Annotated in this window: 19 protein-coding genes and 1 pseudogene; 11 read left to right on the top strand and 9 right to left on the bottom strand. The window is 46.2% G+C overall.

The window, feature by feature from the left end; all coding sequences use genetic code 11:
• Positions 1-136: 136 nt before the first annotated feature.
• Positions 137-1,321, top strand: coding sequence for an MFS transporter (locus P3C17_RS14695; RefSeq protein ID WP_300930140.1), 1,185 nt, complete (start codon positions 137-139; stop codon positions 1,319-1,321).
• Positions 1,322-1,519: 198 nt separating this feature from the next.
• Positions 1,520-3,100, top strand: coding sequence for an ATP-binding cassette domain-containing protein (locus P3C17_RS14690; protein WP_300930139.1), 1,581 nt, complete (start codon positions 1,520-1,522; stop codon positions 3,098-3,100).
• Between the two features lie 36 nt (positions 3,101-3,136).
• Here P3C17_RS14690 and P3C17_RS14685 read toward each other — a convergent pair whose 3' ends face one another.
• The 5 genes from P3C17_RS14685 to P3C17_RS14665 all read right to left on the bottom strand — a co-directional run bounded on the left by P3C17_RS14685 (position 3,137) and on the right by P3C17_RS14665 (position 9,062).
• Positions 3,137-3,550, bottom strand: coding sequence for a hypothetical protein (locus P3C17_RS14685; RefSeq protein ID WP_300930138.1), 414 nt, complete (start codon positions 3,548-3,550; stop codon positions 3,137-3,139).
• Between the two features lie 70 nt (positions 3,551-3,620).
• Positions 3,621-4,307, bottom strand: a complete 687-nt coding sequence (locus tag P3C17_RS14680; RefSeq protein ID WP_300930137.1) for a pseudouridine synthase — start codon at positions 4,305-4,307, stop codon at positions 3,621-3,623.
• A 29-nt stretch (positions 4,308-4,336) separates the two neighbouring features.
• Positions 4,337-5,788, bottom strand: coding sequence for a DEAD/DEAH box helicase (locus P3C17_RS14675; protein WP_300930136.1), 1,452 nt, complete (start codon positions 5,786-5,788; stop codon positions 4,337-4,339).
• A gap of 182 nt (positions 5,789-5,970) precedes the next feature.
• A complete protein-coding gene (gene yegD / locus P3C17_RS14670) occupies positions 5,971-7,275 on the bottom strand; it encodes a molecular chaperone (protein WP_300930135.1) in 1,305 nt (434 codons plus the stop codon).
• A gap of 38 nt (positions 7,276-7,313) precedes the next feature.
• On the bottom strand, positions 7,314-9,062 hold the full coding sequence (locus P3C17_RS14665; protein WP_300930134.1) for an alpha/beta hydrolase: 1,749 nt from the start codon (positions 9,060-9,062) through the stop codon (positions 7,314-7,316).
• A 212-nt stretch (positions 9,063-9,274) separates the two neighbouring features.
• Between P3C17_RS14665 and P3C17_RS14660 the strand changes: the two genes are divergently transcribed.
• The 4 genes from P3C17_RS14660 (at position 9,275) to P3C17_RS14645 (ending at position 12,830) form a co-directional block, all read left to right on the top strand.
• Positions 9,275-9,811 (top strand): RNA polymerase sigma factor, encoded by a 537-nt coding sequence (locus tag P3C17_RS14660; RefSeq protein WP_300930133.1) that lies wholly within the window; start codon positions 9,275-9,277, stop codon positions 9,809-9,811.
• Entirely contained in the window at positions 9,801-10,319 is a 519-nt protein-coding gene (locus tag P3C17_RS14655) for a hypothetical protein (protein ID WP_300930132.1), read from the top strand. Before P3C17_RS14660 ends, P3C17_RS14655 begins: the two co-directional genes overlap by 11 nt.
• 11 nt (positions 10,320-10,330) lie before the next feature.
• Positions 10,331-11,296 (top strand): DUF4097 family beta strand repeat-containing protein, encoded by a 966-nt coding sequence (locus P3C17_RS14650; RefSeq protein WP_300930131.1) that lies wholly within the window; start codon positions 10,331-10,333, stop codon positions 11,294-11,296.
• 202 nt (positions 11,297-11,498) lie between these two features.
• Positions 11,499-12,830, top strand: coding sequence for a DUF4397 domain-containing protein (locus P3C17_RS14645; RefSeq protein ID WP_300930130.1), 1,332 nt, complete (start codon positions 11,499-11,501; stop codon positions 12,828-12,830).
• A gap of 166 nt (positions 12,831-12,996) precedes the next feature.
• On the opposite strand, the gene P3C17_RS14640 is transcribed toward P3C17_RS14645, so the two are convergent.
• Positions 12,997-14,460 carry an outer membrane protein transport protein gene (locus tag P3C17_RS14640; protein ID WP_300930129.1) on the bottom strand — a complete coding sequence of 488 codons (1,464 nt, stop codon included), beginning with the start codon at positions 14,458-14,460 and terminating at the stop codon, positions 12,997-12,999.
• 274 nt (positions 14,461-14,734) lie between these two features.
• Between P3C17_RS14640 and P3C17_RS14635 the strand changes: the two genes are divergently transcribed.
• From P3C17_RS14635 to P3C17_RS14615, 5 genes are all read left to right on the top strand, one after another.
• The gene (locus P3C17_RS14635; RefSeq protein ID WP_300930128.1) at positions 14,735-15,802 is read left to right on the top strand and encodes an efflux RND transporter periplasmic adaptor subunit; all 1,068 of its coding nucleotides are present in this window, start codon (positions 14,735-14,737) and stop codon (positions 15,800-15,802) included.
• A 70-nt stretch (positions 15,803-15,872) separates the two neighbouring features.
• Positions 15,873-19,112, top strand: coding sequence for an efflux RND transporter permease subunit (locus P3C17_RS14630; protein ID WP_300930127.1), 3,240 nt, complete (start codon positions 15,873-15,875; stop codon positions 19,110-19,112).
• A gap of 4 nt (positions 19,113-19,116) precedes the next feature.
• Positions 19,117-22,182 carry an efflux RND transporter permease subunit gene (locus tag P3C17_RS14625; RefSeq protein ID WP_300930126.1) on the top strand — a complete coding sequence of 1,022 codons (3,066 nt, stop codon included), beginning with the start codon at positions 19,117-19,119 and terminating at the stop codon, positions 22,180-22,182.
• A 101-nt stretch (positions 22,183-22,283) separates the two neighbouring features.
• Positions 22,284-23,357, top strand: a complete 1,074-nt coding sequence (locus tag P3C17_RS14620; RefSeq protein ID WP_300930125.1) for a serine hydrolase — start codon at positions 22,284-22,286, stop codon at positions 23,355-23,357.
• 424 nt (positions 23,358-23,781) lie between these two features.
• The gene (locus P3C17_RS14615) at positions 23,782-23,994 is read left to right on the top strand and encodes a hypothetical protein (protein WP_300930124.1); all 213 of its coding nucleotides are present in this window, start codon (positions 23,782-23,784) and stop codon (positions 23,992-23,994) included.
• 278 nt (positions 23,995-24,272) lie between these two features.
• Here the strand turns inward: P3C17_RS14615 and P3C17_RS14610 are convergent.
• The 3 genes and pseudogenes from P3C17_RS14610 to P3C17_RS14600 form a co-directional block, all read right to left on the bottom strand.
• A pseudogene (locus tag P3C17_RS14610) lies at positions 24,273-24,572 on the bottom strand (type II toxin-antitoxin system RelE/ParE family toxin).
• A 4-nt stretch (positions 24,573-24,576) separates the two neighbouring features.
• Complete coding sequence (locus tag P3C17_RS14605) at positions 24,577-24,834, bottom strand: type II toxin-antitoxin system ParD family antitoxin (protein ID WP_300930123.1); 258 nt, start codon at positions 24,832-24,834, stop codon at positions 24,577-24,579.
• Positions 24,835-24,936: 102 nt separating this feature from the next.
• Entirely contained in the window at positions 24,937-25,116 is a 180-nt protein-coding gene (locus P3C17_RS14600; protein WP_300930122.1) for a DUF6435 family protein, read from the bottom strand.
• Between the last annotated feature and the right edge of the window lie 10 nt (positions 25,117-25,126).

Here is a 25,126-nt window from a genome sequence, read left to right as displayed (position 1 = left end):
TACAGCCCTGCTATCAGAACAGCTTTAAGCCATCTTTCTTGAATTAAAACAAAGTAAAAGTAATAGGAAGAGCTGTATACTGAGCCATCTTTTGTGAGCCTGAATTTTGGGCTCAGTTGTGTTGATGATTGCCCATATGATTGAAAAAAACACACCCGCTTTTTATGCCGCCAGTTTTGCGCTTTGTCTGGCCGCTGTATTTGTGTTTGCCAACCTGCATATGCTGCAGCCTTTGTTGCCTTTGTTAAGCCGCGAATTTCAACTGACCCCACTGCAAACCAGCTGGAGCTACGCCATAGGTACACTGGCGTTAGGCTTGTCTTTATTAGTGTATGGGGCTTTGTCGGATTCTTATGGGCGGCGTACTTTATTACTCTGGAGCCTGGGCGGCATGGCGCTCAGTACGCTGGCGCTGACTCAAGTAGAGTCTTATCAGTCACTTTTAGTGCTGCGTGCTTTGCAGGGTTTTTGTTTAGGTGGACTACCCGCTATTGCTATTGCTTATATGGGCGAAGAGTTCAGTAAAATGGCCATGGTGGTGGCTGTCGGCTATTACATCAGTGCCAATTCGTTGGGCGGTATTAGCGGGCGTTTATTGTCAGGCTGGTTTGCGGAAATGAATCACTGGCAATGGGTATTCTGGCCTATGGGGTTGGGCAGTGTGCTTTGTACTTATCTGGTCTGGCGTTATTTACCTAAATCCGCCTATTTTCAAAAGCAGCCGTTTCAGCTCAAACAAGCCATGTCGGATAACTGGTTTCATTTGCGTCAGAAAACTTTGTTGCTGACCTATCTGATTGGTGGCCTTAACTTTTTTATCTTTTTAAATCAGTACACTTTTGTCGCTTTCCGCTTGTCTGATGCGCCCTATTTGTTATCAAGCGGTTGGATAGGTTTGCTATTTATTACCTATTTAACCGGCACTGTAGGTTCTGCTTTATCCGGCAAAGTGGGGCAGCGAATTCATCCTGCTTTGGGGATGGCGCTGGGGATTGCCATTATGATGCTGGGCACAGTGCTGACAGTTTTTAATGCCTTGCCTTTGATTGTGTTTGGATTTTTTATCAGTGCCTTTGGCTTTTTTCTTTGCCATTCGCTGGCCAGCAGCTGGGTCAATCAACAGGCGGTGAAAGCCAAAGCCAGTGCCAGTGCTTTGTATCTGGTGTTTTATTATCTGGGTGCTAGCACTGGTGGCTTGTATCTGTCACCCTTTTGGCAGCAGTGGGGCTGGAATGGGGTAGTGTCAGGTTCCTTACTGATGTTTATGCTGACCTTAGTTTTAAGTCTGTGGCTAAAGCACTGTGCATCAAAAGCACCGTGAAATAACTTGCGTCCACTTTGTTTTGCTTGTTAGCATAACGCTACTTCCACTTCGAGTACCGCTGAAATGAACAACTAAATTCCCGAAAATTTGTAGTCGTTATTTTGCAAATCATCAGGAATGCTGTTGTTTAACAGGTATTGATCGCTTTTTTCTTTTTGTCTGTGAACACAGTCGTCCTGTATTTCAGGAGTCTGTATGTCTGAATTATCTGCCGTTTTATTATGTCGCCAATTTCAATGGACCTATCCGGGCTTGGAGTTTTTACACCCAGCTATCGATCTGCAACTTCAGCCCAAAGCTCAGGCTTTGGTCGGGTTAAATGGCTGTGGTAAATCCTTATTTTTACGCTGTTTAGCAGGGCAGGAAACCGACTTGGCTTACAGCGGTGAACTGCTTTGGCAACAGCCATTTTATTACCTGTCACAGCTGGAGCCGGAGCTTAATCAAAGCATCAGCTGTTATCTGGGGTTAGATGCTTTGTTTGACGCTTTAGAGCGAGTGGAAGCTGGCAGTCTGGACCAAACTGATTTTGATAGCATTGGCGATCGCTGGTTAGCGAAAGCTGAGCTTACGCAGTGGTTGCTCGATTTAAATCTGCCCACAGATCCTGCTTTGCTACTTTGTGCTTTAAGTGGAGGTCAGTTGATGAAGCTGCGTCTGGCGAAGGCTTTTGCAACAAAGCAGTTTTTATTGCTTGATGAAGTATCAAATCATCTGGATCAACCCGCTCGTTTATGGCTTCAACAGCAACTAAAGCAGTATCAGGCAGGATATTTGCTGGTGAGCCATGATGTGGCGTTATTGTCGACTGTAGATTGTATTTACCAGTTATCGCCTTTAGGGCTGGAGAAATATCAGGGCAACTACCAGGACTTTTTGCATCAGAGCCAGAAACAACAGCAGCAGTTGCAACAGCAAAATGACAAGTTAAAAAAACAACAAAGCCGTCAGCGACAGCAGCAACAGCTATTGCTTGAACAACAACAGCAAAAACATCAGCAGGCTAAAAAGAATAAAACCCATACCAATCAGGCGCCAATTTTACTGGGCAGAAAAGCTCAGCAGGCTGAACAAAGTCATGGTCGTTTGCAACTTCAGGTGCAGGCTCAGCAGCAGGAGTTAAGTGCCAGGCGCCAGCAGCTGCAACGACAACTGGATTACCGCGACTTGCCAAAACTGCCAGCTGTTGCTGCAGCAAAAGTTTGTAGCGGTACTGTGCTTTATTGTGACGGTCTGGTTTTACCTTATGGTTCAAAAGCGCCTTTATCTTTCCAGCTTGATGTGCAGCAGCGCTGCCTTGTCACTGGAGGCAATGGCAGTGGTAAGTCGACCTTACTGAAAGTACTGGCGGGTTTTATTCAGCCAACACAGGGTGTAGTGCAGGTGAAACAACGGTTGTGGTATCTGGATCAGTATTTGTCTTTGCTGGATGATTTCCCAGGCGCTGTAGAGGCCATCAGAGCTCTTACGATGTCGCAGCAGGAGTCGCAGATCCGAACTTGTTTGTCTGGTATAGGACTTGGTGCACAGCGCCTTACTTTACCTACGCAGCAGCTCAGCGGCGGAGAGCGGATGAAGTTGTTGTTTATGATTTTGGCGTTGCAGCCATATGCGCCTTTTTTGCTGCTGGATGAGCCGGATAATCACCTGGATTTTCAGGCTTTGGCTATGCTGCAAAGCTTTTTGCAGAATTATCCGGCAGGTTTTATGTTGGTGACCCATCAAGATGCACAGTGGCAGCAGCTTGATTTCTCTGCTTTGGTAAGACTGGATTAATCCAGTCTCTTCTAGTCTCTTCCAGTCTCTTCCAGGCTAATCCAGTCTTTGCCAGACCTCCTCAATTTTCATTCCATCTTCCATACCACTGTGATGCCAGAGATCGCCTTCAACTTTAGCTTTAAATTCATAGGTTTTATTTAGCATGGTGGCGACTGAACCTGTTTGTGGAGTTTCGTGATAGTCATTGCCTTTCAACTGGTAAGTGCCTGTTAAGGCACTGCTGAAACTGCCGTCTTTATTGACTGTGACAAAACTAAAGTGTTCTTTAGATAAGATTTTGACGGACTTCAAATCGTCACCTGACAGGGTGATCACAGTGCCATCTGCTTTGGTGTAAACCGCAGATTTGAGTGTCCAGCTGCCTTGCAGTGTTGCAGGCTCCGAGGCTATTGAGGGTAAAGCAACGCAGCAGAAAGCGGTAAAGATCCAGAGTGTTAAGTTCTTCATTTTGTCTCCTTTTTCAGTCATTTTTTCAAAAACTTACTCTACAACACAAAATGGAGTTTGATAACCCGCTTTAGTCGGCGCTCAGGCTGACGGTTTGAAAACAACCTTCAGCTAAATCGGCGAGGTTAAACTCCGCCAGTTGAATACGTTTGAGTTGCAGCACTTTAAAGCCTTGCGTACGGCACATATAGCGGATTTGCCGGTTTAAGCCCTGGGTCAGCACAATTTCAAAGCTATCAGCGCTAAGTTGGGTCACCTGACAAGGGCGGGATTGATAGCTATGAGTGCCGACAGTCCAACTGACACCGGATGCCAATTGCTCTAAAGTCTGTGTTGTCAGTGTTTTATCTACGGTCACCTGATAGGTTTTTTCATGATAAAAATCGGGGTGTAATAAACGTTGTGCCAGTTCGCCATCATTGGTTAGCAGCACTAAACCACAGGAGTCTTTATCCAGTCGTCCGACCGGAAACAACCGCATAGGGAATTGTTGCAGCAGATGATACAGGCTGTCGGCTTTTTCAGGATTGAGGTTACAGTCTATGCCCACAGGCTTGTGGTACAACAGATAATGTTTTTCAGTGATGGCAGCAAAAGGTTGCTCATCGACCAGAATAAGGTCGTCAGCATCGACATGGTCAATATGATTAGCGGGGCGGTGATTTACCAAAACCCGGCCTTCGTCAATCAGCCTTGATGCGGCTCGTCTTGAACAAAGGCCATGGTCGGCCAGGTATTTAGCTAAACGAATTTTCATCCGCCTTTTACCTGATATACCTAAATCACTTAAGCCGCTGTTGTGGCTTTAGGCTTAGGTTTAAAACGACGACGTTGACCGTTGCCGTTGTTATGTTCAGCCGCAGGTGTGGCCATATGACCGGCTGCTTGTGTCTGAATACCAGGTGTTTTTGGTGCTTCAAAACGGCGTGGCGGCTTTGGCGCTTGAGCTGTTTTTTGACCTTGGCTCTGACCTGGCTTTTGACCTGAGGCTGGTTTTTGTCCGCCATTGGCTCGTGGTTTATTGCTGCTCGCACTTTCACCTTGTGGCTTACGCACAGGACGAGGAGGGCGAGGTGCTTTCGCAATAGCAGTGACCGCATCCGGTAATGGATCCGGATTCATGCTTTGGCTTGGCAGTTTCATACCAATCAAACGCTCAACCTGTCTTAACTGTGGCACTTCATCAGGTGCGACAAAAGAGACGGCTAAACCAGATTTACCGGCACGACCAGTACGACCTATACGGTGTACGTAATCTGCTGGTGAACGTGGTAACGCAAAGTTCACCACATAAGGCAGTTGAGAAATATCAATACCACGGGCAGCAACGTCAGTGGCCACTAACACTTGTAGCTCGTTGGCTTTAAAGTCAGCCAAGGCTTTAGTGCGGGCATTCTGGCTTTTATTACCATGCAAAGCTGCAGAAGGTATACCAGCAAAGGTCAGCTGTTCGCTTAAACGGTTGGCTTCGTGTTTGGTTGGCATAAATACCAGCACCTGTTGCCATTTGTTTTCAGTGATTAACTGACATAAAGCCGCAGTTTTCTGGCCTTTACCCAGCAAGTACACCTGCTGTTCAATTTTCTCAACTGTGGTATTTTCCGGTGTGACCTGGATCATCAGCGGATTTTGCAGTAAACCCTGAGTTAAGCCTTTAATTTCATTACTGAAAGTTGCCGAAAACAACAAGTTTTGACGAACCTTTGGCAGCAAGGCCAGAATTTTTTTCAAATCACGGATAAAACCCATATCCAGCATACGGTCGGCTTCATCCAGAACCAGCATTTGCACCTGGTCCAGTTTTAAGGCGTTTTGGCTTAACAGATCCAATAAACGGCCAGGAGTCGCGGTTAAAATATCCACGCCACCCCGTAATGCCATCATTTGTGGGTTAATGCTAACGCCACCAAAGACGACATGGTGTTTTAATTTAGGGCTTAACTCTTTACCGTACTTTTGAATTTGTTCTTCAATCTGCGCCGCCAGTTCACGGGTTGGCGTTAAAATCAGCGCTTTGACCGGACGAGGTTTCTGGATGGGCTGTGCTGATAAAATTTGTAATATAGGTAATACAAAGCTGGCTGTTTTGCCAGTGCCGGTTTGAGCGGCAGCCAACAGATCACGGCGCTGTAACACAGCAGGAATGGCCTGTTGTTGAATAGGGGTAGGTTGGGTATAACCGGCCTGATGTACGGCCTCAACCAAAGCAGGGTTTAAACCCAAAGCAGAAAATGACATTAAATTTCTCAAATAAAAGCGCGAACCCCAATTGGCCCACGCAAAAAGCCGCGCATTGTAACGGGAAAGCGCCAGTGCGACCAGCGCTATTGTTGTTTTTTTGTGCAGTTTAGTGAATTGAGAGTAAAAATGGGGTCAGATCACATTATTTGTTGGGCAAATAATGTGATCTGACCCCATTTTTAACCAAAACGAAGAGACGCCAGTTTACTTAAGCCCATAGCGACAGAGCCAAACTGATCACCGCGGATCACAGGTACATCAGGCAATAACTGCTGCAGCATTTGTTGCACGCCAGGCACTGCAGAAGCGCCCCCTGTGACAAAAATACTGTCAGGTTTTACGCCAGCACTCTGTAAACACTGCTGAATAAGCTTACTGATACCAGATAACTCCTGATATAAAGCATCCATCAGTTGTTGCTGCGACAGGTTTTGCACCAGGTTTTGCTCAATACGTTCCAGCACCACATCCACTGCGGCATGTTCAGTCAGTCCGATTTTGGCTTGCTCAGCTTTTTGATTCAGGTAATAACTTAAGTGCTGCTGATACACCTGCACAAAGCGGCTTAACAGTTGTGGTTCAGCCGCCAAATCTTTTAAATCCAACAGCTCATCATAGGTTTTTTCAGCGTAAAACCGCTCCTGCGCATGAATGTCGATAATATTTACTGCATCGCTAAACAAGGCGCCAGGCAGAGGTTTGCCATCCAGCGCCAGACTCTGACGGCCAAAAAGTTTCATTAAGCCGTAAATGGTTAGTTTGATATCCATATCCACACCACCAATACGTTTACCGCTGTGGCCCAGTAAATCGCTGCTGCGATCAAATTTCTGGCTGTGTGTTGGCCCCAGACGAATCAAGCTGATATCGCTGGTACCGCCACCAATATCCACCACCAGCACCAGTTGCTCCCGGGTTAAATACCGCTCGTACTCAATAGCCGCTGCGACCGGCTCATAGGCAAAATCGACTTCTTTAAAACCAACCCGGCTTGCGGCTTGGTTTAAAATGGCCAAAGCACGTTCATCGCCCAAAGCTAAATCTATACCCTGAAAATGGATAGGGCGGCCAATCAGCACGCGCTCTACCTGATGACCTAATTTTTGCTCGGCGCCTTGTTTAATCCGGCCTAACAATAAAGTGGCGACCTGAGTATAAATTTCAGTTTGAGCGGGCGTTAAACGGCTGCCCAGCATCGACTTAGGTGAGCGAATAAACACACCACCTAAGGGATCCATACTGTAGCGTTCGTGCGCCGCTTTACCTACAAGCACTGTGCTTTTTTGCGCTAATAAACGGGTCAGACTGGCTGACAGGTAGGCATCTTCATCTTCGGGGTCACGCTGGCGTTCAATATACAAAGCCGAGCTTAAATACCGGCTGCCATCCTGCTCCAAAGCTAATAAATGCGGCTGTTGCTCCAGCATAAAACCAGCGGCACAGTTGGATGTACCAAAATCAACAGCAAGATAAGGAGCAGACATAAGATCACCTGTCAGAAAAAAGGGCGGCGAGTATAGCTTTAATCGTCAGGCTTGTCAGGCGCCACTGGCAGGATTTTGGCCTCTCCAGCGGGTTGATGCAGCACCTGCAGCAAAAACTCAAGGGCTTGAGGGGACTGGTAAGAGTTATGGCGCGAAGGCACTATAACTTCCTGCACTGCTTTGGCCTGATGCGCGCTGAAAAAGGGCACTACGCCATCACTGATTTGACTGCAGCTTTTTTCGTCCTTGCAGGATAAGGCACCGTCGCTGCCAATAATAGAATACACAGGTCGTTGATAATCGAGTTTATTTAAGCCCTGTAACAAAGGATGACGGGGCGACAGTACTTGCACTGAATGCGGGCCACTGCCACCACCCAGGTATTCACGCATAGGCAAAGTGATTTTGTCCGGTCCCAGTTTCAGGATAAAATCACTCATCAGCAGAGTGAAGTTTTTGGGTAAGTTAATAAACCAGCTGGCCATTTTGGCCAGAAGCGATTCAGAATACTCTGAACCGCCATGTGGCGTGTCGATAAACACCACTTTGTCGATATAAGGCCTGGCTTTAAAGATAAAAATATCCTGAATGTTATCCAGTTCTTTTTGTGCATAACCTATCTGTTCAGGCCGCTCCGTAAAACTAATATCCCACAATACATAATCTGTATTTTGGATCAGAGTTTTACTGATAATACCGCCCATACTGTGACCAACCACCAGCATCTGATCCAGCTCCTTGGTACCTCCGTCAGCGTTGAGCTTGCCATGCAACTCATCCAGCTTTTTACGGATACGCATCGAGTTGTAAAAAGGCGGAGGCCCGGAAGGGTAATAAGCATGCCAAATCTGATAACGTTGTTTGAGTTCTTCATCCAACAATACCGCCATGGTTAATTCGTACCAAATGAGGGGGCTGGAATTTAAGCCATGGATCAGCAGTAGCGGTTGTTTGTCGTTCTGCAGTGGCGTGACGCTGTAAATCCCCAGTTTATTGTCAGCTAATTCGGCATTAAATAAGCCCGGTAGTTCCAAATCCACCAGCTTGGCCTGCTGCATCAACCATAAATAACTGCTGGCAGCATCGTACAACAGTGGATAAGACGCTGATGTCAACTGAAGCTGCGCCGCGCTTTGCATCAGATGTCCCTGCAGCGTCAGCTGAATTTGCATCTCTTTGGTAAATTTCAATTCTTTCAGGGTCACAGTCACAGAGCGGAAAATGCCTTCTGGCGGATAATTTTTATCCCAACCTTTGCCTGTATTTTCCCGCGCGGCCACCAGACTGACGCCTAAACCTGTTCCTTTTATTTTTTGGTGATGACTTTTAATAGCCTGGAAATCACTGGCCAGAACAAAGTCTTCAAATGGCAAGCCGGTTTCATCCAAAGGAGGCTCCAATACGATACGAAGCGCAGGATGACGGTATTTTTGTTTGGGTAGCATCAACCTCAAAAAATGAGTCAGACTTTGATTGTATAAAGTGGTGGCTTGTTGCAGTTCTGTGTTGGCTAAGTGAGACGATGATAGCCAAAACTGGGCACAACTGAGTTGCAGCAGACTTTTATTGGCGGTTTCATCCGGTAAATTTAGTAAATCCGGGCAATACAAAGCCAGCTCTTCCGCGCTCATCTGCTGCATACGGGCATACTGATAATTAAAGAGTTGATTCGCTTCCAGTGCTTTTTGGGTAGAGGGTAAAAGTTTTAAAAAGTGGGGGCTGGTGCAGCCCGCAAACAGAAACAGGCAAAGGAACAACAAGCTGCATTTTTGAAGCTTCTTCTGCACTTTCTGCTCCTGTTTATCTGTGAACATTGCTTTAGTCTGTCAGATTATCCTGTCTGATACCAAACAAAATTCATATTAAAAATCAGTCACTCAGCTATAGTATTGGCTGAAAACTCTACCAGTTTAAAAGTTTTTTATTTTTGTATTTAAACCTTTTGCCACTGTGCGTGCGACTAAACAGATAACAATAGCAATAAAATAACAGGAACGGGATGTTAAGGTCTGAATGTCCGGAACAGAAAGTGTTAGCCATGGATGATCTGGTGCGCTTATCACAACAAGGCGACCGAGTGGCGTTCAGGCAACTGTATCAGCAGCATTCTGGCCGGGTTTATGCGGTTTGTCTGCGGCTGCTGGCGGATCGCAGTAAAGCAGAAGATGCCTGTCAGGAAGTATTTGTAAAGGTCTGGCAGCAACTGACCTTGTTTCGTGGTGACAGCAGTTTCAGCACCTGGCTGCATAGCATTGCAAGTCGCACCGCGATCGATGTATGGCGTCAGGACAAGCTGCTGCGACTGGCTACGGAAGAGTTACCTGAAGTGGCTGGAGCTGAATTAGGCCAGAGTCGTGAGTTAGAGCAATTAATTTTACGCTTGCCCCATCAGGCAAGAGCTGTGTTTGTGCTGTTTGCCTTAGAAGGTTATCAGCATCAGGAAATTGCAGAGTTGTTGGGCATAGCCGAAGGCAGTTCAAAATCGCAATACCACAGAGCACGGCAGTTATTACGGGAGTGGTTAGATGAAAACTGAACATGAATTGGATGCTTTGATCGCCGGGTTATCTGCTGAACTAAAACCATCCCGCGATTTATGGCCAGAGCTGGAACAGCGTTTAACTGACCCTGAAGCAATGACGGAAAAAGTGGTGCAGTTAAAACCAAATCAGTGGTTATCAGTACCTTTTGCCAGCGCTTATGTCGCCAGCGCGGCTTCGGTGTTATTCGCTGTTACCTTATTTTGGCAGCCAGCGACACCTACGCAACCTTTGGTATTTAACCCTCAAATGCTGGATGCTGAAACCGCTATAGTTTACAGCTTCGAGCAAGCCAAAGCAGAGCAACTGGCCAGCATGAAAGCGGTTGATCCTGTGTATGCCGACTGGCAGCAACAGCTTGCACAGTGGCAACAGGCGATAGCTCAGGTGCAAATGGCATTGAAATACAATCCGAATGAAGCGCTGTTATTAAAACAATTAAAACAATTGTATAGCCAACAGCAGAATTATTTACAAAAAGTGGTCCAGTCGGGCCTGGTTTAATCTGGAGTAACATGATGAAACAACAACTGATTTTAGGCCTCGCCTTATCTGTATTCAGCCAGTTTTTATCGGCGGCAGAGTCTGTCAATGAAAATCTGAAAGTGGCCAACAATGAAAAGATTTTTATTGAAAATATGCGCGGTGATGTGCAAATAACAGCAACATCCGAAGGACGTTTTAAAGTCTCAGGGACTCTGGATGAAAAAGCCGATGGGTATGACATTGAATCGAAAAATGGCTTTACCAGTTTTAAAGTAAAAATGCCCAATATGCGTAATCACAGTGGCTGGGACTGGGACGATAAAGATAACCAGGGCTCACGTTTAAAAATTGAAGTACCGCTGGGGGCAGAACTGGAGTTTCAGGGCGTAAACTCAAGCGTACGGGTGTCAGGGGTTCAGGGCAGCACCAAAATCAGTACGGTCAATGGTTCTGTGTATGCTGAAAAACTGCAAAAGTTTATTCAGTTGGAAACCGTGAACGGCGAAATTACCAGTGTGAATAACAATGGCCGTATTAGGTTGAGCACAGTCAACGGTGAAATTGAAGACAGTGGTTCAGAAGGCAGGCTGAGTATTGATGCCGTCAATGGCAGTATTGATACCAAATCTTCAGCGTCTGAAGTTTCTGTGTCAGTGGTCAACGGCGAAGCCGATCTGGAGCTGACAAAGGTGCAGCAACTGAACATGAGCTCGGTCAACGGTTCATTAGATGCTGAACTCAAAGGCAGTTTGATGCCACGCATAGAAGTCAGCACTGTCAGTGGGGATGCCAAGCTGAAGCTGGAGAAAAACATCAGCGCTAAATTTAATCTGGTCGCCAATGCCGGAGGCTCTATTAAAAATGAACTCACCAGCCATACAGCGAACAAAGCAAAGTATGGTCCACGTCGTAGCCTCGAATTCAGTACAGGCAAAGGCGAAGGTAGTGTAGAAATGAGCACTGTCAGCGGTTCATTGAAACTTGAAACACACTAAATCAAAGATGGCAGGCCATGAGCCTGCCATCTTAGTTTAGAACACTCTCTTTATATAACTTTGCAATAGCTCAATAGTAGTCAGTTTTATTTTATTTGTTAAAGGCTGTTATTAACTGTTGGTGTTGGTAAAAACGCTAGGTTTTTCATAAGGCTATACATAATCTCTTGGCGAACTAACAACCAAGTTACAGGATAGCTTTATGAACATGATACAGCGCGCCAGTCGTCTGGCTTTGCCTTTGTTTTCGCTGATCGCTTTGGCCGCCTGCGGTGGCGGCTCAGATGATAAAGCGGAAGAAGGTTTTACCCAGGGGTATGTGCAGTTTTACAATGGTGCTGCCAATAGTGCGAACAGTACGTTCACCGTCGACAACAAGGCGGCAGGATCTGCTGTTTTTGGTGATGCTTCTAATATGTTTGCTATTGAGCCTGGCAGTTACAAATATCAGCTGAAAAACGCAACCAACAGTAGTTTAATTAAGGAAGCGGATATCACGCTGAATAAAGGCGACAAAACTCTGTTGCTGATGGCTGGTGATGCAGCGAACCCAAGCATTTTGTCGTTAACTCACGCACGTGAGGAAAAATTTGACGACCAGTTCCGGGTTTTTGTTGCTAATTTATCGTCTAACTACGATAAGGTAGATATTTACACCGCAGCAGAAGCTGACGATTTCAGCAAAGCAATTTTGTTAGAGTCTGTGGCTACTAAAACCATTACCACCACGGGTAAAATGCTCAAACGTGGTAAGTACAAGCTGTATATTACCGCTGCAGGCAGCAAGACCCCATTTTTTGAAGCCGCAGCTTATAACTTCCAATACACCGCCAGCTATGTGATGGTGGTGCGTGACAAGTTAGGTCCTCTGCAGCAACAAGTGTCTTTAGACATTGTTGGCAACTCAAGCGCTGTGGATGCCCTTGAACATCGTCTGGCGAAAGGACAAGTGCGTATTTACAACAGCCTGGACAACCAAGAAGGTCAAATCGCAATCAACAATTTACCTGTTGCAGACCTAGTGCAGGATACGCTGACAGATTATATCCAGTTAGACAAAAACGATTACAGCATCGCTGTGTTAAACGAAAACAACCAGTTGTTATTAAACAATGTGTTGCTGACGATTAACGCAGGGCAGAGCAAGTCGGTGTTGTTGTTCCGTGATGCTGAGCAAAAAGTAGGCTTAGTGAACTTTACTGAAAAGAATTTACCGCAAATTCATGAACATGAAATCAACGTGGCCAACCTGGTGCCTGATTTCAAAAATCTGCATTTCTATTTTGTTCGTCAGAACGAAACTATTGAAAGCGCCAAGTTTCATGTCAAAGCACTGGAATTTAAAAAGTACGCCAGTTTAGTCTTGCCAAAAGATTTCTATTCTATTTCTCTGGTTCACGTAGCAGACAACGGCACCATCAGCTTGTTGGATAAAACCGATACACAGCAATTGGAAGCGGGTAAAAACTATATCCTGGCAGCAGAACCATCTGCTACAGCTCCAAGTGGTTACAAAATCACGCTGGTTAAATAATTCACTGGTAGGTGATAGGTTGTAAAACAAAAAATGGCCACAGGACGTGGCCATTTTTTATAGCGAAAAATAATCTCCCAACCCTGCTGGCTTTTGCCAGAAACAAAAAAACCACCGTAAAAACGGTGGTTTTGACAAAGGTGTTCAAGGCTTATGTTGAGCAGGCTTAGAACTTGTGGTTCCACTGCACGGCCAGAACTTGCGCATTGTTGCGGTAATTCGCTTGCACACCAGAGTTATAAATACGGTCGCCATGGGCGTTGTATTCATGCTCATCGATATTGACTTCGTTCATCCACATATAGCCATAAGCAAAGTCGACACTTTGTGCTGCGCTCAGAGCCCAAGTTGCACCCCAGGTCCACCAAATACGGTCCGCTGTTGGCACCCGTGCTGTTTTATGGCTGGCCGTGATAGGGTTTTCATCGTAAGCCAGACCAGTTCTTAACGTCAGTTCGTCGTTGTAGTGCACTGTGGTACCTAAAGAGAACGACCAGGTATCATGCCAATGCTCTGGGATATAGCCAATGTAACCTTCTTTATTAAGATTTTGTGGCATCTGAGTACTTAAAGAAATACTTGGAGTGCTGTCATCGCTGACGATATCGATTGACTCAAAGCTGCTCCAGCCTGTCCAGGTCACACTGCCTTGTACAGATAACACATCAGTGATTTTTTGATCCAAACTAAAAGCCAGGTTTGCCGGAGTGGTTAAATCCAGCTTGCTTTGCTCTGACAGATAGCTGTTAGCGGCCAGTTTGCCCGTGGCTACACTGACGGCTGGCAGCTCTGGACGAGCGATTATAAAATTAGGATTGCCAGCCACATTTGCGCCTGTAATTGGCGTATTGGTGATTTCAGAGTCACCTTTTAAGTTGTATTTCACTTCAGAGTGATATACCAACGCCAGTTTGGTTGAACCTAAATCACCATGAATACCGAAATTGTACCCTGCAGCTACATCATCACCATTCACTTCGTAGTGACTGTCACAGTAGGCGGCGTTGTAAACATCAGCGCCATATAATCCATTGATGTTGGTACCCAGTTCACATAAACCTGAGTGGTCTTTGTATTTGGATAAAGTGCCTTCGGCGTAATTAATATTGATACCCAAACCAACAGACCAGGCTTGGTTCAGTTTATAGGCCAGAGTAGGCTGCATGGCCACCACTTTGATGGCGGTTTCATCAGCAAAATAACGGCCGACCCAATCATCATGGTAATCAGATGACAAACCAAAAGGCGCATAGACACCAATACCCCAGCTTAAGTTATCGCTGATATGGTCGCTGTAAAAAGCAAAAGGCACCAACTCAGACAAGGTCAACTTACCTGAGTCACGGCCAGTCACAGCCATACCATTGGCGCTTTGGGCCGAGGCGTCATTGTAACGGGTTGTTGCATAGATCAGGTTTACACCGCCGGAAAATTGCGCGCCTTCTAATTCAGTTAATGCAGCAGGGTTAGAATAGACCAAAGAAGCGTCGGTGATCTGAGCGCCACGGCCTGCATAAGCGTTGCCGGCGGCACTAACTGACTGTTCAAATAATTTATAGCCTTCGGCAAAAGCAGACTGACTGACCAAAGCAAGGCTGATTGCGAATGGTAATGAAGCTTTTCGTAACATTGTTTTTGTACCCTGTATTGAATTTCGCGGCATTATAGAGGGCGAGGGGCTTAGAGTACATGCTCTAAGTCTGGCAAATTCTGCTACTGGTCGGATCTTTGATTGACTAAAAAGTAGTGAAATTTACCAAAGGCTAAAAATGAACTCAGGCTGATTTTATGTTTTATTATTTTATCTAGTTGTTTTTAAACGGATTTATTTATTTTTTTCGAGATGGCATAAGGGATGCAACCCCTCTGCAACTGATTCGATTTTGTTTATTCAAGGATTAATTATGAAAACCCGCTCATTGCTTGCGACTGCTGTAACCACTGCCTTATTGGCCAGTTCTTTAGTATTAACCGGATGCGGCAGCGCTGAAGGAAGTGCTGATACTGCTAAAGTAGACACTGTGATCAGTATTCCTGTTGAGGCTGCTGTAGTCAGTCGCGGTGAGATCAGCAGTTTGTACCGCACCACCAGTACGCTCGAAGCCAAAGAGGACGCTGAAGTAAACAGCAAGTCTACTGGCATAGTACAGCAGCTGTTTGTTGAAGAAGGTGATGTGGTCAAAGCAGGACAAGTGCTGGCTATTTTAGATACTGAACGTCAGCAGTTAAACTTAGCCAAAGGCAAAGCTGAATTAGGTCAGTTAAAAAGCGAACTGGCACGTTTAGAAACCATGTATCAGAAAAAACTGGTCAGTTTTGACTTGTACGACAAGTTAAAATGGCAGGTTGAATCTTTATCAGCTTCTGTGGCTTTGTCAGAGCTGGCGTTAAAAGAAACTCAGATCATTGCGCCTATCAGTGGTGTAGTCGCTCGTCGTCATGTCAAAGTGGGCCAGCTGATCACTGAGTATTCATCCAAAGCTTTGTTTGAAATTGTGTCACAAGAGCGCTTAGAAGCGGTGATCAACTTACCTGAGCATCAGCTGCCTAACGCTAAAGTGGGCCAGGTTGCTCACTTGCACTTTGCCGCTATGCCAGTCAAACAAGCCAAAATTATCCGTATCTCTCCGGTGGTAGATGCAGCTACAGGCACAGCCCGTGTCACAGTGGCTGTGGATAACAGCGATCTAACCTTAAAAGCCGGTATGTTTGCTCAGGTTGAAGTGCAATACGATGCAAAAGATGCTGCGTTATTAGTGCCAAAACGCGCAGTGATGGCGATGGACAACAGCAGTTCAGTCTTTGTAGTAAATAAAGACGGCAAAGTAGAACGCAAAGCTATCACAACTGGCTATGAATCCGACAGCATGTTTGAAGTGGTTGAAGGTTTAACTGAAGGTGACCAGGTGGTTACTGCAGGTCAAGCCAGTTTAAAAGAGCAAAGCCCTGTTCAGGTCATTGCGAAAAGCTAAGCTAATCTCCCTTAATGGCAGGACGAAAATCCTGCCATTACTAACTACAAAAAAAATTTAGGGATCTTCTATGAAACTAGTGGATACAGCCGTTGCACGTCCGGTCACTATGTGGATGTTCACTTTAGGCATTATGTTATTTGGTCTGGTTGCTATGGGGCGACTGGCCGTCAATTTACTTCCTGATTTGTCTTACCCAACCTTAACTATCCGCACTGAATACCAGGGAGCAGCTCCGGCCGAAGTCGAGCAACTGGTCAGTAAGCCTATTGAAGAAGCCGTGGGCATTGTTAAAGGCATTCGTAAAGTACATTCAGTGTCCCGTGCTGGTCGCTCAGATGTGATTATGGAATTTGAATGGGGCTCAGATATGGATCTGGCAGGCCTTGAAGTACGCGAGAAAATCGATGTGCTGTATCTGCCTTTAGACGTGAAAAAGCCTTTGCTGCTGCGGTTTAATCCGAATTTAGATCCTGTGGTTCGTCTGGCTTTAAGCCGGGATGAGAAAAATGATCTAACCCCAGCTCAACTGGTGAGCTTGCGTACTTTTGCTGAAGAAGATTTACGCCGTCGTTTAGAATCCTTGTCTGGCGTGGCTGCGGTACGACCTGATGGTGGTTTAACTCAGGAAATTCAAATCCTCATTGATAATGAAAAACTTAGCCAGTTAAAGCTGGATATCAGCACTATCAATCAGCGTTTAAAAGAGCAAAACATTAACCAAGCTGGTGGTCGTTTAGAAACCGGTAGCAATGACTATTTAGTTCGTACTATTAACCAGTTTGCTTCACTGGATGAAATTCGCAACTTATATATCTCCAAAGTAGGTGAAAGCCAAATTCGCTTGTCAGATATTGCCGAAGTGCGGGACTCCTTTGTTGATCGTCAAAGTATTACTTATGTGCATGGCAAAGAAGCCATTGAAATTTCTATTTATAAAGAAGGCGACGCCAATACAGTTCAAGTGGCAAAAACGGTCACTGCCAAACTGGCGGATCTACAAAAAAATCTGCCAGCCGGTTATCAGCTTACCTTAGTGTATGACCAGTCTACCTTTATCAAACAAGCCATAGATGAAGTGAAATCTGCCGCTTTTGCCGGTGGTATTCTGGCCATGCTGGTGTTGTATTTGTTCCTGCGTAATGTCTGGACCACGCTCGTGATCTCCGTGTCTATTCCGTTGTCGGTGATTGCCACCTTCAATCTGATGTATGCGCAGGATATTAGCTTAAATATTATGAGCTTAGGTGGTATTGCCCTGGCTATAGGCATGCTGGTGGACAACGCTATAGTGGTGCTAGAAAACATTGCCCGCTATAAAGAGCAAGGCATGGCACCTCTGGAGGCGGCGAAAAAAGGTGCCAGTGAAGTCTCCATGGCAATAACAGCCTCCACCTTAACTACGGTGGCGGTATTTTTCCCGCTGGTGTTTGTGGAAGGTGTGGCAGGGCAACTGTTTAAAGATCAGGCCTTAACTGTCACTTATGCTTTGCTGGCGTCGTTATTGGTGGCATTAACACTTATTCCGGCTATGGCAGCCCGTGAACGTACAGGTTCTGCTTCGGCTTCGGCAACTGCTGCAGAAACAAGCAAAATAACTATTAAACCTTCTCGTTGGTATTTATGGCCGTTGTTGCCATTCCATCTGCTGTATCTGGGTGTTCGCTTTTTGTTTTTAGGTCTGTTTACCTTGCTGACCATTCTGTTCCGTGTTGTGGCTAAAGCATTAAGCTTTATCTTTAACCCTTTGCTTAATTTGGTGCATGCTTTTTTAGCAGCGTTGGAGTCGGGCTACCGCGCGGTATTAACTGCAGCCCTCAAAGTAAAAGCTTTGGTGGTGGCCGCTACTATCGGCATCACAGCGCTGATTTATTCGCTGATCCCGGGTTTAGGTTTTGATGTGATCCCAAGCATGAGTCAGGGCGAGTTTTATGTTGAAGTGCAGTTGCCTGTTGGCAGTGCCATCGAACGCACTGACAAAGTGCTGAAACAGCTGGCTGCTGTAGCTTCACTGCAACCTGAAATTGATCGCAGTTATGCTCAGGCCGGTACAGGGCAGCAGATGACTGTGGATCCAAATGTGGGTGGCAGTCACTGGGGCCGTTTAAATATTATTTTAAAAGACAGCGCCACTAAGACCGATGAAGAACGCCTTATTCAACTGTTCCGCGACACCGTAAGCACCATGCCGGATCTGACTGCAAAAATTGACAGACCAGAGCTGTTCAGTTTCAGTACTCCGATGGAAATTGAACTGTCAGGCCATGATTTAAACAGCTTAAAAGCTACTTCTGATCAACTGGCAAAGCTGTTGGCCGCCAATAACAGATTTACTGATATCAAAAGTTCGTTACGTTCAGGTCAGCCGGAACTTACCTTACATTTCCACCACGACAGATTATCTCAACTGGGTTTAACTGCGGCTGATGTGTCCAAACGTGTGGCCAATTATATAGGTGGTGAAGTGGCAGGCCAGTATTCGATTAACGACCGCAAAGTGGATATCCGGGTGCGCCTGGCGGAAAACTTCCGTAATTCAGAGCAGCAGCTGTCGCAAATTATCATTAATCCAAACAGCGAAAGACCACTGCCTTTATCTGCTGTGGCTGATATTAAACGTGAAATTGGCCCAAGCGAAATTACCCGTATTGGCCAGCAGCGTGTGGCTTTGGTCAGCGCGAATTTGGCGTACGGTGACTTGGAGCAAGGCACTCTCGCAGCTAAAGACGTATTGGCACAGTTAAGCCTGCCTTATGGCGTAGGCGCCACTATTGTCGGGCAAAGTGAAGAAATGGAGCGTTCATTTAACTCCTTGATGATGGCTTTGTTGCTGGCGGTATTTTTGGTGTATCTGGTGATGGCGTCGCAGTTTGAAAATCTGCTGCAACCTTTGCTGATTTTATTTACTGTGCCTTTGGCTGGTGCTGGTGCTGTGCTTGGTTTGTGGCTAACCGGTACCCGGGTTTCTGTCATCGTCTTTATTGGTCTGATTATGCTGGCTGGTATAGTGGTCAATAACGCCATAGTGTTGATAGACCGCATCAACCAGTTACGGGCGGAAGGAATGGCGTTGAATGATGCGATAGTTCAGGCCGGAGCTACCCGTTTACGCCCTGTATTAATGACGACCTTAACTACAGTGCTGGGGTTATTGCCTATGGTGCTTGGCAGCAGTGATGGCGCGGAAATACGTTCTCCCATGGCTATTACTGTGATTTGGGGTTTAAGCCTGTCGACCTTACTGACACTGGTGTTTATTCCTGTGCTGTATCGTCTGACAGCCCGTGATGTGCAAGCGGCTAAGGAGTAGCGCCATGGATCATAAACCTTTAGCCATCACCCGTTTTGCCTTAACCCGGCCTGTGACTTTATGTATGTTGTTTTTGTCTTTGCTGGTATTTGGTTTAATCGCCAGCCGCATGCTACCACTGGAAAAATTTCCAGGCATCGACATCCCTGAAATTTATGTGGATGTGCCATATCCAAACGCGACGCCCAGTGAAATAGAGCGTTTAATCACCAGACCCGTGGAAGAAGCGCTGGCCACTGTGACTGGTATTAAAAAAATGCGCAGTTTTTCCAGAGAAGACAGCGCTGGTGTTTCGCTGGAATTTAACTGGGAAGAAGACATCAATACCAAAAGTATTGAAGTGCGCGAACGTTTAGACAATATGCGCCATTTGTTACCACGAGACGTCGAGCGGGTCATGGTGTATCAATTTAATACCGCCGATATGCCCATTTTCCAGCTGCGTATTTCCAGTGATCGTGACCTGGCTATGGCTTATGACTTGATTGAACGTGTGATCAAACGCCCGTTAGAGCGGGTGCCTGGCGTGTCTAAAGTTGAGCTCTATGGCGTGGATAAGCGTCAGGTGACTATTCGCCTCGACCCACAACGTATGCGTAATTTGCAGGTAGACCCGGTGCAACTGGTGCAGTTGCTACAGGAAAGTAACTTTGCAATGACAGCAGGGGAGCTTCGCAATCCCAATGAAAGCATTCTGGTGAAACCTGTGGGTGAATTTACCAGTCTGGATGAAATCCGGGCTTTACCTATACGCGCAGGTTTAACCTTAGGCGCTGTGGCCGATGTGGTACTGGAATTGCCAAAGCGTACTGAAGGCAGGCATTTACATCAAACTTATGCTGTAGGTATGAACGTCTTTAAAGAATCCAACGCCAATCTGGTGGATGTGTCCCGCGCGGCTATTGCTGTGGTCGATGCTGCTGGTAAAGATCCAGCCTTTAATGGCATTAATTTATTTCTGATGGATGATACTGCCAAAGGGGTGACGGACTCTCTATCTAACCTGTTAAGTTCAGGTGCTATTGGTGCCTTGTTATCTTTTGGTGTGTTGTATTTATTTTTACGTCATATCCCAACCACTTTAGTGGTGGTGTTGTCCGTACCTGTCTCTTTGGTTATTACACTGGGGGCTATGTATTTCCTCGGTTACAGCTTAAATATACTGAGTATGATGGGGCTGATGCTGGCCGTTGGTATGCTGGTGGATAACTCAGTGGTAGTCACCGAAAGTATCTTCCGTGAACGCGCTGCCGATCCTGATACTAAAAGGGCCACAGAACGGGGTGTGCACCGCGTTAGCCTGGCTGTACTGGCTGGTACAGCCACTACAGCTATCGTATTTCTGCCCAATATCATTGGGCAGAAAGTGGATGTGACTGTGTTTTTAGAGCACGTCGCCATAGCCATTACCATAGCGCTTGGTGTGTCTTTATTGATGGCGTTAACCTTGATTCCTTACCTGACCACAAAAATTAAGCAAATTCACAGCAGTGATAACGCAGCGCCAAGTAAGCTAGAGCTGTTTTATGGCCGCTGTTTACGTTGGGTGATGCGCTCTCCTAAATCGGCCACTGGCATCGCCTTTTTATTATTGTTCAGTATCGCTATTCCGATAGGAGCTGTTTCTGGTGGTGATGAAGATGGTGGTGATAGCGGCAGGGCTTTTCTGAATTACAACGTGCAGGGCAATTACAGTTTGGCCGAGGTAGAGGAGGAAGTGGATCGGATGGAAGCCTACTTGTATCAGCACAAAGAAGAGTATGAAATTGAGTCTGTGTACAGCTACTACAGAGCCAATCATGCGATTTCTATCATTATGTTTAACGATCCGCTGATCAAACCTGTGGCTGAAATTAAAGAAAAGATCCGTAAAAACTGGCCGCAACTGGTGCGCTCTCAACCTACCTTTGGCTGGAGTGACAGTGGCGGTGGTATGCAGGTGCATTTATCTGGCCCATCCACTGAAATGCTGACCAAATTGGCCGCAGATATAGTGCCTGTTATTTCACAAATCAAAGGCCTGGAAGATGTGCGATCTGAGATATCAGATGGTCAGTTTGAAATGCAAATTCTGCTGAACAATGAAGAGTTACAACGTCAGGGTTTAGATGCAAGCTCAGTAGCTCAGGCTGTGAGTTTGGCACTGCGTGGCACCAACTTACGCACCTTCCGTTCAGAAGATCAGGGCGAAGTGCAGCTTCGGGTGTTGTATGACGAGAAAGTCAGTCATTCACCTGCAGAGCTGGCCGCCATTCCTGTGTTGGTGAAAGACAATGTGGTGATTACTTTGGCTCAGGTGGCTGAACTGAAAGTAGCGCCACTGCTTTCGGAAATACGCCGCTTTAACCGTCAGACCACCCTTGCCATAGGTATGAATATGGGCAAGGAACTGACGATGGACAAAGCCAAAGAGGAGCTGAAAACCCGTTTAAATCAGCTGCAATTACCTGCAGGTTATGCCTGGTCATTTGAAGGCAGCTTCCAGTATCAGGATGAAGCTCAGGGCATTATGCAAATTAATATGTTGCTGGCGGTGGCGATGATTTATCTGGTGATGGCGGCACTGTTTGAGTCCCTGATTATGCCAACAGCAGTTATAGGCTCTTTGCTGTTCTCTTTTGTTGGTGTGTTTTGGGCCTTTTTATTCACAGGAACATCTATGGGCATTATGGGCATGATAGGTATGCTGGTGCTGATGGGGATAGTGGTCAATAACGGTATAGTACTGGTGGATCGTATTAATCAATTGCGCCACGAAAGCCCGGATGCAGAGCTGGTGCCTTTGATTATTGAAGCCTGTGAAGCACGGTTACGACCTATTCTGATGACAGTCTCGACTACTGTATTGGGTTTATTACCACTGGCCTTTGGCGATGCCAGCATAGGTGGCGATGGTCCAAGTTATGCGCCTATGGCCATAGCTATTATAGGTGGACTGGTGTTTTCTACCTTAACCAGTTTACTGCTGGTGCCTTTAACTTACTGGGGCTTAATACGCTTTACCATCCGCTGGTCTGGCTTTTTAGGCAAAGCCAGAGTACTGGCGAGTAAGGTGATTACGGCGCCTTAAATCGTAAAGTGAACAGTTGGTAGGCTAGTTTTCCGCTGGGCTCAAAACCAGCGCATATGCGTAGCATCACCAATTTTTTCGAGGCATAAAATGAGAGCGATATGAAAAACCTGTTGCAAGCCATGCTTTGTGTAGTTCTACCGTTTTATGCTGCCGCAGATGCCGTTTCCCAAGCTAAGGTAGATGCGCCCAAGCCGCCTTGTGCAGAGGTAGCGGGCGGGAGGTTCGATACTGTGAAAGTTGAGTTGCTGTTTAATGAGCTGGAGCAGGAATCGACACGAGATCTGAGAGGTGTCGTGATCAGCCGCCACGGATGCGTTCAAGCGGAACGATACTTTAATGGCGATGGGCCAGAGTCTCTGCGGGATATTCGTTCTGCCGCCAAAAGTATCACTGCTGTATTGATGGGTATTGCGATTGAGCAGCGCCTGTTACCTGGTGTGGATGAGCCCATAGCTAAGTTTCTGCCTGCTGGCATGCCGACGGCACAACAACAGATCCGAATTCGCGATCTCCTGACCATGCGCTCAGGGCTTGATTCTGATGATGACGACGCTAAAAGCCAAGGCAATGAAGACCGGCTGGATAACAGCTCTGCCTGGATCCCTTTTGCTTATAAAGTGCCGCTGAAATATGCGCCAGGCGAGCGCTATGTGTATTCGTCGCTGAATGCCTTTCTGGCAGGAGCTGTTGTAGAGCACGTGTCGGGCATGCCACTTCAGAGCTTTGCACAACAGCACTTGTTTGAACCTTTAGGTATTAAAGATTTTTCCTGGCGGCGTGGCCCGAAAGGAGAAGGTGTTGGCCAGGGTAATTTGAGTATCAGCGCCCGCGATATGACGAAAATAGGTTCGTTAATGCTGAACAAAGGACGGGTTGGCCAGCGTCAGATCTTACCTGATGCCTGGGTAGCTGAGGCCATGTCGCCTATCGTCAATATAGCGCAGTATGATCCGTACGCCGATAGCTATGGCTATATGTGGTACAGCAAGCAATACGAGCAAGCTGAGCGCTCTATTCTGGTTCATTTTGCTTCGGGCAACGGTGGCAATAAAATCTACATAGTGCCTCAATACGATCTTGTGATCGCTGTTACGTCAACGGCTTACGGGCAAGGTTATGGACAGCGAAGGTCTGAACATATTTTGCTACAGCTGCTTGATGCTGTTTCTTGAGCTGGCTTCACCTGGTGACAACTCCATTGATAATCCCTCCCAGCCTCTGTTGCTATATCCAGCAAATAGCTGTTGGCAAGAGAGAGTGGAAAGACGCACGGGGTCAGGTCTTGCCCCTTGCCCCTGTATTTCGGAGGCTAGATAAATCATTAGCTTTAAACGGATTGGTGATGCCATGTTTATAGAGGGTCTACATTCTTTGTGTATTTTGTCTGTTGCTGATTTGATGGAGCACAGAACAAGACCTGACCCCAAACGCTCAATCCAGTTCGCTGCTTTGCATCCCGCTTGGACGCCTGCACAGCAAATGGTCAGCGCACAGTGCTGTGGAGTCGAAAAGATGGCTGTGAAATTAGCATTATCAGGCGAGCGCTGAGCATAGGCCCAGAGAACAACCATTTATTGATCAGACTTAGGAGACAGAATGCGATTTCAAAGAAGGCGAAATGGATTTTATATCGGAGCTTTTGTTGGTTTTTTTGGTCGTTTTATAAACGAATCAAGGCTTTCGGACCCAAAAGATACGAGTTTTGTTGAAATCTTGTTCGATTCCGCATTGTATAGTTTGGCCTGTGGGATTTTGTTGTTTGTTGGTGTTGTTGGGCTCGCCGGCAGAGCTCATAGCGATAAAGGCTGATATGGATAAAACACCAGCCATTCCGCCCAGCACAACGTAAACCGAAATTCATCAACACCAAAGCTATGGAGTCCTTAAGCCAGCATCGAGCGGAACTTTGCGAACTTCGGGGGTAAGTCTTGTGCGTTGTCCAGATATTTCATTGAGTGGCCGTTTAGGCTGGTTATTGAATTGGATATGCTTTTTAGGTAGCCGATTTCACCAACACCTTTGTTTTTTATTTGTGGAGTACAGGGCAAAACCAACCCCAAAAATCTGCTATCGCCTGACCTAATCATTTATCTTAAGTGACCCAGAGCTTCCTGGCGGCCATGCAGTATTCGGATTATTTCAATCTGGTTCGCTTTCAGCCGATAAAATAAGGTGTGGCTTTGAATGGCTAAGCTTCTGATATCAGATAAAATTTACGCACGCTCGACGCCAATGAATGGTTGTTCAGTAAGCAACCAAAGTTGGTTTTTAATGACAGACAGGTAGTTATCGGATTGGGCTTGTCCCCACTGCCGAAGGCCGTATGGGTAGATATCTTCCAGAGCATTTTTAGCAGCAGGCGCAATGATGAGCTTATAAGCTGCCATGTGCTCAGCCTTTTATATCGTCAAACAGTGAATCCAGCATAGCTTTTGATTCAATGGCAATGCCTTCACCACTGTCCAATTGATTAGTACCAATTTTCAATTGATCGCGCAGGAGAGCGAGTTTCACCTGGTGGATCCAGTCTTCGTGAGTATCCATAAAACGTAACGCTTCGCGGATCACTTCGCTGGCATTATTGTACAACCCACTTTCAACTTTGGCTTTAATCCGGGACTCTAATTCAGTCGTCAAAGATATATGCATGATGATCTCAAAGGGTAAATATGAATATCTATCATGCTAGACACCGCTACAAAGATTATCAATCTGTGTAGCAGTGTCAGCGGGAGCTATCAGTTGTAAGCGCTACTTTGTTGTTTCAGCCTGCAATTTTTCCAGCTGAGCCCATAACTCTTCTGCTTCTGCGGTTAAATCAGCAAATAAGCGCATATCGCCTTTTCGCTGTGCCAACATGGCTTGTTCAGCTTTGGCATCGTATTGCTGACGTAATTTTTTGACAGGATCGCGCTTTAAAAAACTAAACATAGCTGGCTCT

This window comes from Rheinheimera sp. 1928-s (assembly GCF_029269265.1).
Lineage (GTDB): Bacteria > Pseudomonadota > Gammaproteobacteria > Enterobacterales > Alteromonadaceae > Pararheinheimera.
The sequence above is the reverse complement of the archived record's forward strand: the minus strand, read 5'-3'. Positions and strand labels throughout refer to the sequence as shown.